Origin of the sequence: Acidovorax sp. Leaf73 (assembly GCF_916855635.1) — a bacterium.
Taxonomy (GTDB): domain Bacteria; phylum Pseudomonadota; class Gammaproteobacteria; order Burkholderiales; family Burkholderiaceae_C; genus Acidovorax; species Acidovorax facilis.
Genome location: NZ_CAKASI010000001.1, coordinates 152,551 through 166,465 on the forward strand (window position 1 = coordinate 152,551; position 13,915 = coordinate 166,465).

The window sequence follows — 13,915 nt, forward strand, 5'->3', positions numbered from 1 at the left end:
ACACTCACCGAGCTTATTTTTGGGCAAAATCAAGTCTTTGGTGCTGGCTTGCGCCGGACTTCCTGCGCCCGCATACCAAACCAGCACACGCTGACTCTTTTCAAGGGTGATTCATGCTTCACACTTCATCGCCATCCCATCCACACAAACAGACCGGGTTCACCCTCGTCGAGGTCTTAATGGTGGTGAGCATCTTGGGACTGCTGGTTGCCCTGGCGCTGCCGAGTTTCCAACCACTGATCGAACGCTGGCGAGTTAAAACAACGATTGAGGAACTGCAGAGCAGCCTGTATTTCGCAAGATCCAGGGCTATCACCAACGGTGGAAACATCGTCCTCGTCAAGAACGACGTTTTCGGTAGTTGTGTGTCTACCGGAAATGACGATTGGAGTTGCGGCTGGCGGATCTACATCGACCAAAACAGAGACGGCAATCAAGCTACATGCACCCCAGCCGACACAACTGAATGCACCATTCAGGAAAGCACCCCCTCACCGAGCACACTTCTGGCAGTTGCCCCAAACGACAACGGCCGTCTTTTCATGGACCGCAGCGGTCGAGTCACCAACAAAGACGGGGCAATCTTCAACAATCTATCAATGGATGTGATCGCCAAAGACAGAATGTTGACCGATCTCAGCACCAGGCGGCTTTGCATTACTGGCCCAGGAAAATACAAGCAAGTCAAAGGCTCTGAATCTTGCTAAGGAGTTCATCTTGATTCAAGAAACTGATTTCTCTGATCCCATCAAGCGACTGAAAATGTCCATACTTGTTGGCGTAACCGTCAGTGCTATTTTTGCGCTGTTGCTGTTCATAGGCGCGGCATTCGGCAGCCAGCTGGCCATGGAATCGCTGCTGAATCTTTCCCTTCCAAGATTCAACGTTTTTGCGAACTTCATCCCTGCTGATTTGTCCGAAGTCGGCAACGGAATTCAGATGATTTTGGGCGTGGTAATTTTGCAAGGTGCCCTGGTCCTGTCGGCCGTGATTTTTGCCATTTGGTCGATTTCGCGAAAAACCTAGGCTACACATCAACTCACAGAAAGCCCGCCATGCGCGGGCTTTTTTGTTGGCATCTTTGTGCACGTTCAAAAGCTCTTGCGTTCATGCTCTGAAAGCTAGCATAACGAGCGGCAAGCCGTTTTCACCAGACGGCCCAATGCGCGAGCCTTTTGCGCGGCTTCCTTTGCCCATGCTGGCGTCGATCGCTTCACCGGGTAGGCCACACGCCCAGCAGCCTTGAACGCAGCGCTACGCGCCGCCCTTGTCGCTCGCAGAACCCGAGTCGTTGGCCGCGACGTTGCCCACACCAACAAGCGACCGAACTGCAGAGGCATTTGCAGCGCCAGAGCTTCAGGATACTTGCGGTAGTTCATTGCGATCATGGTGTTCCCCTTCAGGTGTACCGGGCCCCTAGATTCCGAGCCGGTCAACAGTTGTCTGTTGCCCGTGCAAGCGGCCTTTGCTTGCACCGTTCCCCTGAGTTCTTCGCCGTGCCTTAAGTGAAGCCTGGATTGGGTTTCGGAGGGGGGAGGGTTTGTAAATCGCAGATTTATGGATTCCCCCTGGAGACACCCAAAGCGCCAGCGGCGCGGTCCTGGCGTAGCGTTGGCCGAAGAGGCGAAGAACTCAGGGGAACGGTGCTGGGCGCAGTCTTTGACGGGGAACGGACGCCACGCGGCGAGCGTCCAAAGCTGCGAAGCAAGCTCAAAAATTGGATGTTGGATGTCCGCTTTCATAGCGCACTGACAAGGCGCTTATTTCCTGTGGCACGTGGGGTTGCCATTTCCGGCTTTTACCAACTGGTAAGAGCGTCTAAGTTCTTCCGAAAAAAGGGAGGGAAGAGAATGGCATTTATCGGATACGCGAGAGTTTCAACACAGGATCAAGATACCGCGTTGCAGCTTGATGCGCTGGGCAAAGCGGGCTGCAAAACGATTTTTCAGGAGAAGGCTAGCGGATCGACGCGGCGCGGTCGTCAAGAGTTGGCCCGCTGCCTAGCATCTCTTGGTCGTGGTGATGTCCTCGTTGTCTACAAAATCGATCGTATTGCTCGTAGTTTGTTTGACCTGCTGGAGATTTTGCGTCAATTGGAAGGCGTCGGTGCCACCATCAAGAGCGTTACAGAGCCTTTGGACACGACCAATAGCATGGGCGTTTTTGTTGTCCAAATACTCGGCGCAGTGGCCCAGTTGGAACGGTCGATGATTCGGGAGAGGTCTATTGCGGGGCAGATAGCCGCAAGGGCTAGGGGGAGGGTCCCTGGTCGTATCAGGAGTTTGACACTAGAGGATGAACGCGCGTTAGTTCAGGAGTATCAGAAGGGCGAAACAACCTACAAGGCTCTAAGCCTGAAATATGGGGTGTCCGAGTCGGCCGCAAAGCGCGCCGTGTACCGCGCTACGAAGCCGGGCGACTATCTCAAACGCTCCAGGTGTTAGCGAAATCATCCGTTTCCGCCAAGATAAAGCCCAAGTGATTCATTCACTTGGGCTTTTTTCTTGTGATGCATCCGTCTTGGCGCCTTGTCTGCCGCGCCCGGCGAATCCGCAAGGCCCACGCTGCGCTCATTCGTCGATGGACGCACTCCAGCGGCTGCCCCAATCGCCCCCCTTGTTGCTCACCTTGTCGATCTCGCGCCGATCCCGTTTGGTAGGGCGGCCTTCGTGCAGCGTGGCGGCGGGTTCGGGTGCCAGGCGGCGCAACTCCGCAGCCTTTTCGCGGGTGGCGATGCTATCGGGCGTTTCCTGGTACAGCTGTTGGGCGACAGGTGCTGGGCCGCGCGCTCCGCTCAGGCCCATCACCAGCACCGTACGGGCAACCGGCCCCTGGCGCAGCGCGACGGTATCGCCGCAGCGCAGGTCCCGCGCGGGTTTGGCCAGTTGGCCATTGACGGTGACGCGGCCTTTGCCGATTTCTTCGGTGGCCAGGCTGCGGGTTTTGTAAAAGCGCGCGCACCAGAGCCACTTGTCCAGCCGCATTGTCTCCAGGGTGTTCATGCCGGGGATTGTGCCGAGTGTGCGGGGTTGCCCATGTCAGCCGACGGCGCGGCCAGTGGCAGGCGCACCACGGCGTCCAGCCCTGTCAGTCTGCTGCCCACCATGCGGTTGGTTAAGGCGATGCTGCCACCGAGGGCTTGCACGATCTCGTGGCAGATCGCCAGGCCCAGGCCGCTGCCCGCGCGCACGTCGCCGGCCGAAAAGGGCTGAAAGAGGCGTGTCGCCAGTTCGTCGTCGATGCCGGGGCCGTGGTCGCTGATGGTCAGCGCCACATGGTGGCTGTCGGTGCGCAGATCCACCGTGAGTTCACTGCCCTGTGGGGCGTGGCGCACGGCGTTGTGCAACAGGTTGCGGCTCAGCTCGCGCAGCATCCACTCATGAGCCTGCACCCGTGCGGGCTCGGTGTGTATGCCGAAATCCAGGTCGCGCTGGGCGATCAGGGGCGAGATTTCTAGCGCCACGGTACGCAGCATTTCGTCCAGCCGTGTGGTCGGTGGGGTACTTTGCTGGCGCAGTTGCTCTACCTTGGCGAGTGCCAGCATCTGGTTCGCCAGCTGGGTCGCGCGGTCCACGGTGTCGCTGATTTCATGCAGGGCCTGCTGGGGCTCCACGTCGCCGCGCAGGGCGGACTGCACCTGGGTCTTGAGCACCGCCAGCGGCGTGCGCAACTGGTGCGAGGCATCGCGCACAAAGCGCTTCTGGTGTCGCAGCAGGTGGCGCAGGCGCTGCATGACCTCGTTGGTGGCATCGATCAGCGGCTGCAGTTCGCGCGGGGTGGAGGGAGCCGCGATGGGGCTCAGGTCGCCCTCCCTGCGCCCTTGTAGCTGCAGGCTCAGCTGCCGCACAGGGTGGATGGCCCGCTGCACCACCAGCACCACGGTCAACGCGATCACGGCGACGAGCAGGGCCTGGCGCAGCAGGGTGTTGCGCAGAATCTGCAAGGCCAGGGTTTCGCGCACCTCCAGGGTTTCGGCCACCTGGATCACGGCCATGGTGCGGCCTTCCGAGCTGGCCACGGGCTGCAGCAGCACGGCCACGCGCACATCGCGCTCCCGAAAGCGGTCGTCATAGAAATCCACCAATGCCGCATACGGCGGGCGGGCCGGTATCTGGCCGCGCCATACCGGCAGTTCGGCAAATCCAGAAACCAGGTCGCCTTGCAAGGTGGACACACGGTAGAACATCTGGCTCTGGTTGTCCGCCTCAAAGGCTTCCAGGGCGGAGTAGGGCACCGTGGCGCGCAACTCTGCCGCTTCGTCGTAGCCCCGCACATCGAGTTGCTCGCTGATGCTTTTGGCCGATGCCAGCAGGGTGCGGTCATAGGCCGTATTGAGCGAGGCCAGGGTCTGCTGGTAGAGGCTGTAGGTGTTGAACCCGATGAACAGCACCACCGGCAGCAGAATGCCCAGCAGCAGGCGCCTGCGCAACGAAGGGTGGCGGCCAGAGTCCGTTGCAGCGCTCATGTGTCGGCCCGTAGCAGGTAGCCCAGCCCGCGCAGGGTCATCAGCGTGAGGCCCGTGCCTGCCAGCTTCTTGCGCAGGCGGTACACCACGACCTCAATGGCCTCGTACTGCACATCCAGCTGGCCGGGGAACACCAGTTCGTACAGCCGCTCCTTCGTCACGGCATGGCCGGGCTGGGCGAGCAGGGCGTGCATCAGCGCCAGTTCGCGCGGTGTCAGCTCCATCACTTCGCCATTCAGGTAGAGCGCGCCGCTGTCCTTGTCGTAACGGATGGCGCCGATCTGCACGGTGCTGGGCGCCAGCGGCGCCACGGTGGGATCTGCGCTGCGCCGCACCAGGGCGCGCAGGCGCGCCTCCAGCTCGTCCAGGTCAAAGGGTTTGGGCAGGTAGTCATCGGCACCCGCGTTCAGGCCCATCACGCGGTCGCCCACAGTGCCGCGTGCGGTGAGGATGAGCACGGGGGTGCGCAGCCCGCGCGAGCGCGCCTGCTGCAGCACCTGCAGGCCGTCGAGCCCGGGCAGGGTCAGGTCCAGGATCACCGCGTCGGGCTGCCGTGCGGCCCACTGGCTGAGCGCCGCGCGGCCGTCGCCCACGGCGGTGACTTCCATGCCACGGCGTGTCAGGGCGCGGTGCAGCGTGGCTTGCATGGTGGGGTCGTCTTCAACAAGAAGCAATTGCATGCGCGGCACCATAGCACCGTCTCATCGGCCCGGTCGCATGAGTGTTTTCCCTGAGTCCATGGACAGCCGTTTGACAGGCAGGGCGCGCATCATCGAGCGGTTCGCAAACCTTACAAGGAGACACCATGCGTCGCGATACCTTCCTCAAATCACTGGCTGCCATGGCCGCCGCAGGCGTGTTGCCTGTGTCGGCCCAGAGCGCTCCGGCCCTCAAGATGATGATTCCCGCCAACCCCGGCGGTGGCTGGGATTCCACCGGCCGTGCCCTGGGCAAGGCCATGCAGGATGCGGGCGCAGCGGCGTCGGTGTCCTATGACAACAAGGGTGGCGCCGCCGGTGCGATCGGTCTGGCCCAGTTCGTCAATGCCAGCAAGGGCGATCCCAACGCGATGATGGTGATGGGCGCCGTGATGCTGGGCGGCATCATCACCGGCAAGCCGCCGGTCGGCCTGGACAAGGTCACGCCCCTGGCGCGCCTGACCAGCGAATACAACGTGTTCGTGCTGCCCGCCAACTCGCCTTTCAAGACCATGAAGGATGTGGTGGACCAACTCAAGAAGGACCCCGGCAGCGTGAAGTGGGGCGGTGGTTCGCGCGGCTCTACCGAGCACATTGCGGCAGCCATGATTGCGCGCGAAGTGGGCGTGGACCCCGCCAAGATCAACTACGTGGCGTTCCGTGGGGGTGGTGAGGCCACCGCCGCCATCCTGGGCGGCAACGTCACCGTGGGCGGCAGCGGCTACAGCGAGTTTGCCGAGTACATCTCTGCGGGCAAGATGCGTGCGGTGGGTGTCACCTCGGGCTCGCGCCTGAAGGGCGTGAACGTGGCCACGCTCAAGGAGCAGGGCATCAACGTGGAAATCGGCAACTGGCGTGGCGTGTATGGCGCGCCCGGCATCACGGCCGAGCAGCGCAAGGCACTGATCGACGCCCTGTCCAAGACCTTCAAGCACAAGGCCTGGCAGGATGCCATGGAGAAGAACGGCTGGACCCCTGCATGGATGGCGGGTGACGAGTTTGCCAACTTTGTGGACGCCGAGTTCGCCAGCATGCGCGCCACGATGGCCAAGTCTGGAATGATCTGATCTGAGACAAGCAAGCAGGTCAAGGCGCTGGCTGCGCGCCCCTGACAGGGGTGTGCGGCCATGCCGCCGACCGCTCGGTGCGAAAGAAAAACATGACACAACAACATTCATCGCGCTCCAAGCCTTTGCAGACCTTGATCGGTGCGGGGCTGGTGGTGCTGGCGCTGTGCCTGGCCTGGGGGGCCAGTTCGGTCAGCTCTGAGGCTGGCTATGGCGGTGTAGGCCCCAATTTCTTTCCCTGGGTGGTCAGCATTGCCATCCTGATTTGTGGTGTGCTTTGCGTGGTGCACGCGCTGACGGGCGGGTTTCGCGACCTGGAAGAAGGTTCCGGCGACACCCACGCCCACTGGAAGGGCTTCATCTGGGTGTCGGCCGGGCTGCTGCTCAATGCCTTGCTCATCACCACGCTGGGCTTCATCCTGAGTTGCGCACTGTGCTTTGTGCTGTCGGTGCGGGGCTTCAGGAGTTCGGAAGGCGAGTTGGACCTGCGCCTGCAGGCCTGGATCAAAGACTCCGCCATCGGCGTGGCCGTGTCTGCGCCTGTGTTCTGGATGTTTACGCAATTGCTGGCCATCAACCTGCCCGGCCTGACCAATACGGGGTGGCTGTAAAGCCTGCATGTTATGGATACCTTAAACCTTTTGATGCAGGGTTTTGCGACCGCTGCAACACCCATCAACCTGATGTGGGCCTTTGTGGGCTGCATCATCGGCACCGCCGTGGGCGTGTTGCCAGGCATTGGCCCGGCCGTGGCCGTGGCCATGCTGCTGCCCATCACCGTCAAGGTCGAGGCCACGGCCTCCATGATCTTCTTTGCGGGCATCTACTACGGCGCCATGTACGGCGGCTCCACCACGTCCATTTTGCTCAATACGCCCGGTGAGGCCGGGTCCATGGTCACGGCCATGGAGGGCAACAAGATGGCCAAAAGCGGCCGCGCTGGTGCGGCGCTGGCCACCGCTGCCATTGGCTCGTTTGTGGCGGGCACCATTGCCACCATCCTGGTCACGTTCTTTGCGCCCCTGGTCGCCGAATACGCTGTGCGCCTCGGCCCGCCCGAATACTTCATGCTGATGGTGCTGGCCTTCACCACCGTGAGTGCGGTGCTGGGCAAGAGCACGCTGCGTGGCATGGTCGCGCTGTTCGTTGGCCTGGCCATGGGCCTCATTGGTATCGACCAGCTCACCGGGCAAGCCCGCTACACCGGCGGTGTGCCAGAGTTGATGGACGGCATCGAGGTCGTGCTGATCGCCGTGGGCCTGTTTGCCGTGGGCGAAGCCCTGTACAACGTGATGTACGAAGGCCGCACCGACGAAACGCAGAACCGCCTGACCAGCACGCACATGACCAAGGAAGAGTGGAAGCGCTCCTGGCCCGCGTGGATTCGCGCCACGTTCATCGGTTTTCCGTTTGGCACCGTGCCCGCTGGCGGTAGCGAGATCCCGACCTTCCTGAGCTATGCCGCTGAAAAGAAGCTGAGCAAGAACCCCGAAGAGTTCGGCACCACCGGCGCCATCGAAGGTGTGGCCGGCCCCGAAGCCGCCAACAACGCGGCCATCACGGCCACGCTGATCCCGTTGCTCACGCTGGGCATTCCCACATCGAATACCACGGCCATCCTGCTCGGCGCGTTCCAGAACTACGGCATCCAGCCAGGCCCCCAGCTGTTTGACACCAACGGTGCGCTGGTGTGGGCGCTGATCGCGTCGATGTACATCGGCAACGTAATGTTGCTCATCCTGAACCTGCCTTTGGTGGGCCTGTGGGTCAAGCTGCTGAACATTCCCAAGTCGTACCTGTACGCGGGCATTCTGGTGTTCTCCACGCTCGGTGTGTATGGCATGCGCCAAAGCGCGTTCGACCTGGTGCTGCTGTACGCCATTGGCCTGTTGGGAGTGGTGATGCGCCGCTTTGACTTCCCGGCTGCGCCGGTGGTGGTGGGCATGATCCTGGGCCCCTTGGCGGAAGCCCAGATGCGCAATGCCGTGGCCATTGGCGAAGGCAAGTGGAGCATCTTCGTGGAGCGTCCAGGCTCGCTGACCCTGATCGTCATCGTGCTGGCCGTGCTGATCGTGCCGCGCCTGCTGCGGCGCTGGGCGGCGCGCAAGCTGGCATTGGTGCAGACCTGACCGGCACGCAGCGCGCGCCCTTCACCCAAAAAAACCGCGCTGCAATGGCGCGGTTTTTTTGTTTCTTGGGGCACCCGTTGGCACGAATGTTTTTCAGCATCTGCGCAAGCCAGACACCGGGGGCTGGACGCCCCCGGTGCCCTCCCCACCAAGGTGACTTGCGTGCTCACAAGCCGTGAATCGTACCATAAAATGCGAATAGTTCTTATTTGCAAAGGTGGCGCATGCATTCACTTCCGCAGGAGTTTCTGGCACTTTGCCGCCAATTGGGCGATGTGCAAAAGCGCTGCAGTGCCACGGTGGCAGCCCAGGCGGCACAGATAGATGCCCTCCAGGCCCAGGTGCTGCGGCTGCGTGCCGAGGTGATCGTGCGGGACACGCGCCTGGCCATGGCGCAGGATGCGCTGGCGCAGTGGAAAGCGGCCCACCCCAGCCTGCCGCGCCGCAAGGCGATGGCCCGCCACATCAGCATGCTGGCCGAGCGCATTGCCAGTCTGTCGCGCGAATGCCTGCGCTGGCAGCTGGCGGCCGAGGCGCCCGCCCAGCCCGTGCAGCCCGAAGGTAGTCTGGGCGTGGCAGGCCATCCTTCTGCGGCCAAGGGCAAAGGCTGCGCCGAGCCCGATGCCGCGCCGGACGGCACCCTGGACGCCAATCTGGCCGCTGCCGACCTGGTGATCTGCCAGACGGGCTGCATCAGCCATGACGAGTACTGGCGCGTGCAGGACCACTGCCGCCGCACGGGCAAGCCCTGCATCCTGGTGGACCAACCCCTGGCCGTGCGCGAGGCTGAGGCGCTGGCCGCCGTTCAGCCCATGGTGGTTCTGCGCATGACGCGCGCACAGCGCCCGGTGGGCAATGCACAGGCGACCGACGGGTATGTGGTTCTGGATAAAAATAGCCTCTAGCGCTTGATGATATTGTGCTCATGGCTATAAAAATAGTAGCATCTGGATTTGCAGGTAAATGCGCGGCAGCTGCGCGGTGACAGCGGCGTGACTGTTCTTCGGCCCACCCCGCCGCGCTACCATCCGCAGATGCCTTTGCTCACCGATGACGCCCCCGCACTGCCGCTGGATGCCCAGGGCATCCTGGAACTGGCGGCACGCTCCATGTTTCAGCTGTTCTCCAGCGTCAGCCAGGGCATGTTCCTGGTGGACCGCAGCGGGCGCATCGTGTGGGTGAACGAGGGCTACCAGCGTTTTCTGCCCGACCTTGGGTTCTCTTCGGTGGACCAGTTTGTCGGCCGCACGGTGGAGGAGGTCATCCCCAACACCCAGATGCGCCGCGTGCTGGAGACCGGCCAGCCCGTGCTGATCGACCTGCTCACCAACAAGGCTGGCACCTTCGTGGTCAGCCGCATCCCGCTGCGCGACGATGCGGACCGCGTGATCGGCGCCATCGGCATCGTGCTGTTCGACCACCCCGAGACCACGCTGCAGCCGCTGATCAGCAAGTTTGCCCTGCTGCAGCGCGACCTGGACGATGCCCGGCGCGAGCTGGCCAGCCAGCGGCGGCGCAGCCTGACGGTGGCGGGTGACGGCGAGCGGCGGTCCAAATACACCTTTGCCAGCTTCATCGGGTCGAGCCCCGCTGCGGCCGAGGTCAAGCGCCAGGCACGCCGTGCAGCGCAGTCCACCAGCCCGGTGCTGCTGCTGGGCGAGACAGGCACCGGCAAAGAGCTGCTGGCCCACGCCATCCACGCTGCATCCAGCCGTGCAAGCGGCCCGTTTGTCAGCGTCAACATCGCTGCCGTGCCCGACACGCTGCTGGAGGCCGAGTTCTTTGGCGTGGCGCCCGGCGCCTACACCGGCGCGTCGGCCAAGGGGCGCGATGGCAAGTTCAAGCTGGCCGATGGCGGCACGCTGTTCCTCGACGAAATCGGCGATATGCCCCAAAGCCTGCAGGCCAAGCTGCTGCGCGCGCTGCAGGAAGGGGAGATCGAGCCGCTGGGCAGCAACAAGCTCGTGCCCTTCAACGTACGCATCTTGGCCGCCACCTCGCGCGATCTGGCTGGCCTGGTGCGTGAAGGCAAGTTCCGCGAAGACCTGTTTTACCGCCTGCACGTGCTGCCGGTGCGCGTGCCACCACTGCGTGCGCGGCGCAGTGACATTCCGGCACTGGTCGAGGCTCTGGGCGATGACCTGGCGCTGCGCAACGGCACGCCACCGCCCGAGCTGCTGCCCGAGGCCATGGCCTTGCTCGCTGGCCAGCCCTGGCGCGGCAACATCCGCGAGCTGCGCAACGTGCTGGAGCAGGCCGTGATGCGCAGCGAGGGCCAGTCCATCGACGCGGCGCAGCTCGAACGCATCCTGCGCGAAGCGGGAGTGGAGCCCGCCGCGCCGGTGCCGGACACCACCGCCGTGGTGGTCGAGGCCGAGGACGAGTCGCGCTACCTGCGGCCCCTGGCCGAACAGGTGGCCGAACTGGAGCAGCGGGCCATCCATGCCGCCATGAAGGCCCATGGCGGCAACAAGCTGGCCACGGCGCGGCAGCTCGGTATCTCACGCGCCACGCTCTATGGACGTCTGGAAAACCCTGAATAAATTTCAGGCAATTGTCTGAAATTTAGACATTTATTGTGTATTAAATTCAGGCATCGCCTCCAGTGTGTGAGGAAAAGTTTCTTTGAAATCAAGCACTTGGCTGCTGGCACAGACTGTGCAATAAAGAAGCATCACAACAGGAGACATCGCCATGCACCGTCGCACTCTGGTCGCCCTCGCTTCCGCAGCCGTTACCGCCGCCACACTTTCCGCCCCCGCGTTCGCACAGACCGGCGAAATCCGCATTGCCCACGTGTACAGCAAGACCGGCCCTCTGGAGGCCTATGGCAAGCAGACCCAGACTGGCCTGATGATGGGTTTGAACTACGCCACCGGCGGCAGCATGACGGTCAATGGCAAGAAGCTGGTGGTGATCGAGAAAGACGACCAGGGCAAGCCCGACCTGGGCAAGAGCCTGCTGGCCTCGGCCTACTCGGACGACAAGGCCGACATCGCCGTCGGCCCCACGTCCTCGGGCGTGGCACTGGCCCTGCTGCCCGTGGCCGAGGAATACAAGAAGATCCTGCTGGTCGAGCCCGCCGTGGCCGACGCCATCACCGGCGACAAGTGGAACAAGTACATCTTCCGCACCGGCCGCAACAGCAGCCAGGACGCCATCTCCAACGCCGTAGCCATCGACAAGGCCGGTGTGACGGTGGCCACGCTGGCGCAGGACTACGCCTTCGGCCGCGACGGCGTGAAGGCCTTCAAGGACGCGCTGAAGAACGCCAAGCTGGTGCACGAGGAATACCTGCCCACCACCACCACCGACTTCACCGCCGGTGCCCAGCGCCTGATCGACAAGCTCAAGGACGTGCCCGGCCGCAAGGTGATCTTCATCATCTGGGCCGGCGCCGGCAACCCCTTCAAGATCGCTGACCTGGACCTCAAGCGCTACGGCATCGAGATCGCCACGGGCGGCAACATCTTGCCCGCTATGGCTGCGTACAAGAACTTCCCCGGCATGGAAGGCGCCACGTACTACTACTTCGGCATCCCCAAGAACCCTGTGAACGAAGCCCTGGTGGCCGCGCACTACAAGGAGTTCAAGACCCCGCCAGACTTCTTCACGGCCGGTGGTTTCAGCTCGGCCATGGCCCTGGTCACTGCGCTGAAGGCCACCAATGGCGACACCAACACCAACAAGCTCATCAAGACCATGGAAGGCATGAGTTTTGATACGCCCAAGGGCAAGATGACCTTCCGCAAGGAAGACCACCAGGCCATGCAGAGCATGTACCACTTCAAGATCAAGGTGGACCCGGCCTTTGCCTGGGGCGTGCCCGAGTTGGTGCGCGAGATCAAGCCTGAAGAAATGAACGTGCCCATTCGCAACAAGCGATAAGCCGGTCTTTCGACTCCGATAGCGAGTTAGCGAGGCCCGTCGGACAGGACCACCGTCCTGCTCCTTCGGGGTTCATCCCGCAGGGGCGGCCGCCCCTCTTTTTCCAGTGAATTGATGCATGAACCCCCGGATTACACGGGGGCTGGGTCGGTTTTTCTCAAAAATTATTTGGAGACAAGACAACATGGCTTTCAATTTCATCCGGGCGGCTGCAGCAGGGGCTGCGATGGCACTGTGTGGCACGGGCGGCGCCCTGGCCGCCGTCAACTTGCCAGCACTCAAGATCGACAAGACGCAGACCACGGTATCGGGCCTGTCCTCGGGCGGCTTCATGGCGGTGCAGCTGCACGTGGCGTACTCGGCCACGTTCGCCAAGGGCGCAGGCGTGGTCGCGGGCGGCCCGTTCTATTGCGCTGAAGGCTCGGTCGTCAACGCCACCGGGCGTTGCATGGCCAGCCCTGCGGGCATCCCCACCAGCACGCTGGTCAGCACCACCAACACCTGGGCCAGCCAGGGCACCATCGACCCGGTGGCCAACCTGCAAAACTCCAAGGTCTACCTGTTCTCGGGCACGCTCGACAGCGTGGTCAAGACCGGCGCCATGGACGCGCTGCGCACCTACTACAACAGCTTCGTGCCCACGGCCAACGTGGTCTACAAAAAAGACATCGCGGCCGAACACGCGATGGTGACGGACGACTACGGCAATGGCTGCTCCACCAAGGGTGCGCCCTACATCAGCGATTGCAACTTCGACCTGGCTGGGGCCATGCTGCAGCACCTGTACGGCACGTTGAACGCACGCAACAACGCCACGCTGCCCACCGGCAATTTCATCGAGTTCAACCAGAGCGAATTCATCACCAACCACGGCATGGCCACCACCGGCTGGGCCTATGTGCCCCAGGCCTGCCAGGCGGGCGGCAGCGCCACTTGCAAGCTGCACGTGGTGCTGCATGGCTGCAAGCAGAACGTGAACGACGTGCAGCAGCAGTACGTGCGCAACACCGGCTACAACCGCTGGGCCGACAGCAACAACATCGTGATGCTGTACCCGCAGACCAGCCTGGCCGCCACCAACAGCTGCTGGGACTGGTGGGGCTATGACAGTGCCAACTATTCCAAGAAGTCCGGCCCGCAGATGGCTGCCATCAAGGCCATGGTGGACCGCGTTTCCAGCGGAACGGGTGGCACCACGCCCCCGGCGGCCCTGCCTGCCCCCACGGGCGTGAGCACCTCGGGCGCCACGGCCAGCAGCATGGCCGTGGGCTGGGCTGCCGTCAGCGGCGCCGCCAGCTACAACGTGTACCGCAACGCCAACAAGGTCAACGCGCTGCCCGTCACGGCCACCAGCTACACCGACACCGGCCTGGCCGCATCCACCACCTACAGCTGGACGGTGCGCGCCGCCGATGCCAACGGGGCCGAGGGCGCCACATCGGCCGCCGCCTCGGGCACCACGCTGGCGGGCTCGGGCGGCACCGCCACCTGCACCACCGCCAGCAACTATGCCCACACGCTGGCTGGGCGCGCCTATGCCGCCGGGGGCTACACCTATGCGCTGGGCTCCAACCAGAACATGGGCCTGTGGAACGTGTTTGTGACCAACACCTTGAAGCAGACCAGCACCAATTACTACGTGATCGGCACATGCCCCTAAAGTGCCGG

The 13,915-nt window shown here is 63.0% G+C and carries 13 protein-coding genes; 10 read left to right on the forward strand and 3 right to left on the reverse strand.

All coding sequences use genetic code 11. The features are described from left to right. Positions 1-113: 113 nt before the first annotated feature. The 3 genes from LPA35_RS00770 (at position 114) to LPA35_RS00780 (ending at position 2,444) form a co-directional block, all read left to right on the forward strand. Positions 114-707 carry a GspH/FimT family pseudopilin gene (locus LPA35_RS00770; protein WP_228894453.1) on the forward strand — a complete coding sequence of 198 codons (594 nt, stop codon included), beginning with the start codon at positions 114-116 and terminating at the stop codon, positions 705-707. A gap of 10 nt (positions 708-717) precedes the next feature. Beyond that, positions 718-1,026, forward strand: a complete 309-nt coding sequence (locus LPA35_RS00775) for a hypothetical protein (protein ID WP_228894455.1) — start codon at positions 718-720, stop codon at positions 1,024-1,026. A gap of 824 nt (positions 1,027-1,850) precedes the next feature. Continuing rightward, positions 1,851-2,444, forward strand: coding sequence for a recombinase family protein (locus LPA35_RS00780; RefSeq protein WP_228894457.1), 594 nt, complete (start codon positions 1,851-1,853; stop codon positions 2,442-2,444). Between the two features lie 126 nt (positions 2,445-2,570). On the opposite strand, the gene LPA35_RS00785 is transcribed toward LPA35_RS00780, so the two are convergent. From LPA35_RS00785 to LPA35_RS00795, 3 genes are read right to left on the reverse strand one after another with little or no spacing between them, the layout of a single operon-like run. Beyond that, positions 2,571-3,002 carry an RNA-binding S4 domain-containing protein gene (locus tag LPA35_RS00785; RefSeq protein WP_055400419.1) on the reverse strand — a complete coding sequence of 144 codons (432 nt, stop codon included), beginning with the start codon at positions 3,000-3,002 and terminating at the stop codon, positions 2,571-2,573. Continuing rightward, complete coding sequence (locus tag LPA35_RS00790) at positions 2,999-4,465, reverse strand: sensor histidine kinase (RefSeq protein ID WP_228894459.1); 1,467 nt, start codon at positions 4,463-4,465, stop codon at positions 2,999-3,001. Before LPA35_RS00790 ends, LPA35_RS00785 begins: the two co-directional genes overlap by 4 nt. Next, positions 4,462-5,145 carry a response regulator transcription factor gene (locus tag LPA35_RS00795; RefSeq protein ID WP_055400466.1) on the reverse strand — a complete coding sequence of 228 codons (684 nt, stop codon included), beginning with the start codon at positions 5,143-5,145 and terminating at the stop codon, positions 4,462-4,464. Before LPA35_RS00795 ends, LPA35_RS00790 begins: the two co-directional genes overlap by 4 nt. 125 nt (positions 5,146-5,270) lie before the next feature. Here LPA35_RS00795 and LPA35_RS00800 point away from each other — a divergent pair, with 125 nt between their 5' ends. The 7 genes from LPA35_RS00800 to LPA35_RS00830 all read left to right on the forward strand — a co-directional run bounded on the left by LPA35_RS00800 (position 5,271) and on the right by LPA35_RS00830 (position 13,907). Beyond that, on the forward strand, positions 5,271-6,230 hold the full coding sequence (locus tag LPA35_RS00800; protein ID WP_055400423.1) for a tripartite tricarboxylate transporter substrate binding protein: 960 nt from the start codon (positions 5,271-5,273) through the stop codon (positions 6,228-6,230). Between the two features lie 92 nt (positions 6,231-6,322). Then, the gene (locus LPA35_RS00805; RefSeq protein ID WP_055400468.1) at positions 6,323-6,841 is read left to right on the forward strand and encodes a tripartite tricarboxylate transporter TctB family protein; all 519 of its coding nucleotides are present in this window, start codon (positions 6,323-6,325) and stop codon (positions 6,839-6,841) included. Positions 6,842-6,853: 12 nt separating this feature from the next. Continuing rightward, the gene (locus LPA35_RS00810; protein WP_055400425.1) at positions 6,854-8,359 is read left to right on the forward strand and encodes a tripartite tricarboxylate transporter permease; all 1,506 of its coding nucleotides are present in this window, start codon (positions 6,854-6,856) and stop codon (positions 8,357-8,359) included. A gap of 224 nt (positions 8,360-8,583) precedes the next feature. Further along, complete coding sequence (locus LPA35_RS00815; protein ID WP_228894462.1) at positions 8,584-9,264, forward strand: DUF2325 domain-containing protein; 681 nt, start codon at positions 8,584-8,586, stop codon at positions 9,262-9,264. A 129-nt stretch (positions 9,265-9,393) separates the two neighbouring features. Next, positions 9,394-10,902: a sigma-54-dependent Fis family transcriptional regulator gene (locus LPA35_RS00820; protein ID WP_228894464.1), complete on the forward strand. Its 1,509-nt coding sequence runs from the start codon at positions 9,394-9,396 to the stop codon at positions 10,900-10,902. A gap of 151 nt (positions 10,903-11,053) precedes the next feature. Then, a complete protein-coding gene (locus LPA35_RS00825; protein ID WP_228894466.1) occupies positions 11,054-12,247 on the forward strand; it encodes a substrate-binding domain-containing protein in 1,194 nt (397 codons plus the stop codon). Between the two features lie 184 nt (positions 12,248-12,431). After that, entirely contained in the window at positions 12,432-13,907 is a 1,476-nt protein-coding gene (locus LPA35_RS00830) for a PHB depolymerase family esterase (RefSeq protein WP_228894468.1), read from the forward strand. Positions 13,908-13,915: the final 8 nt, after the last annotated feature.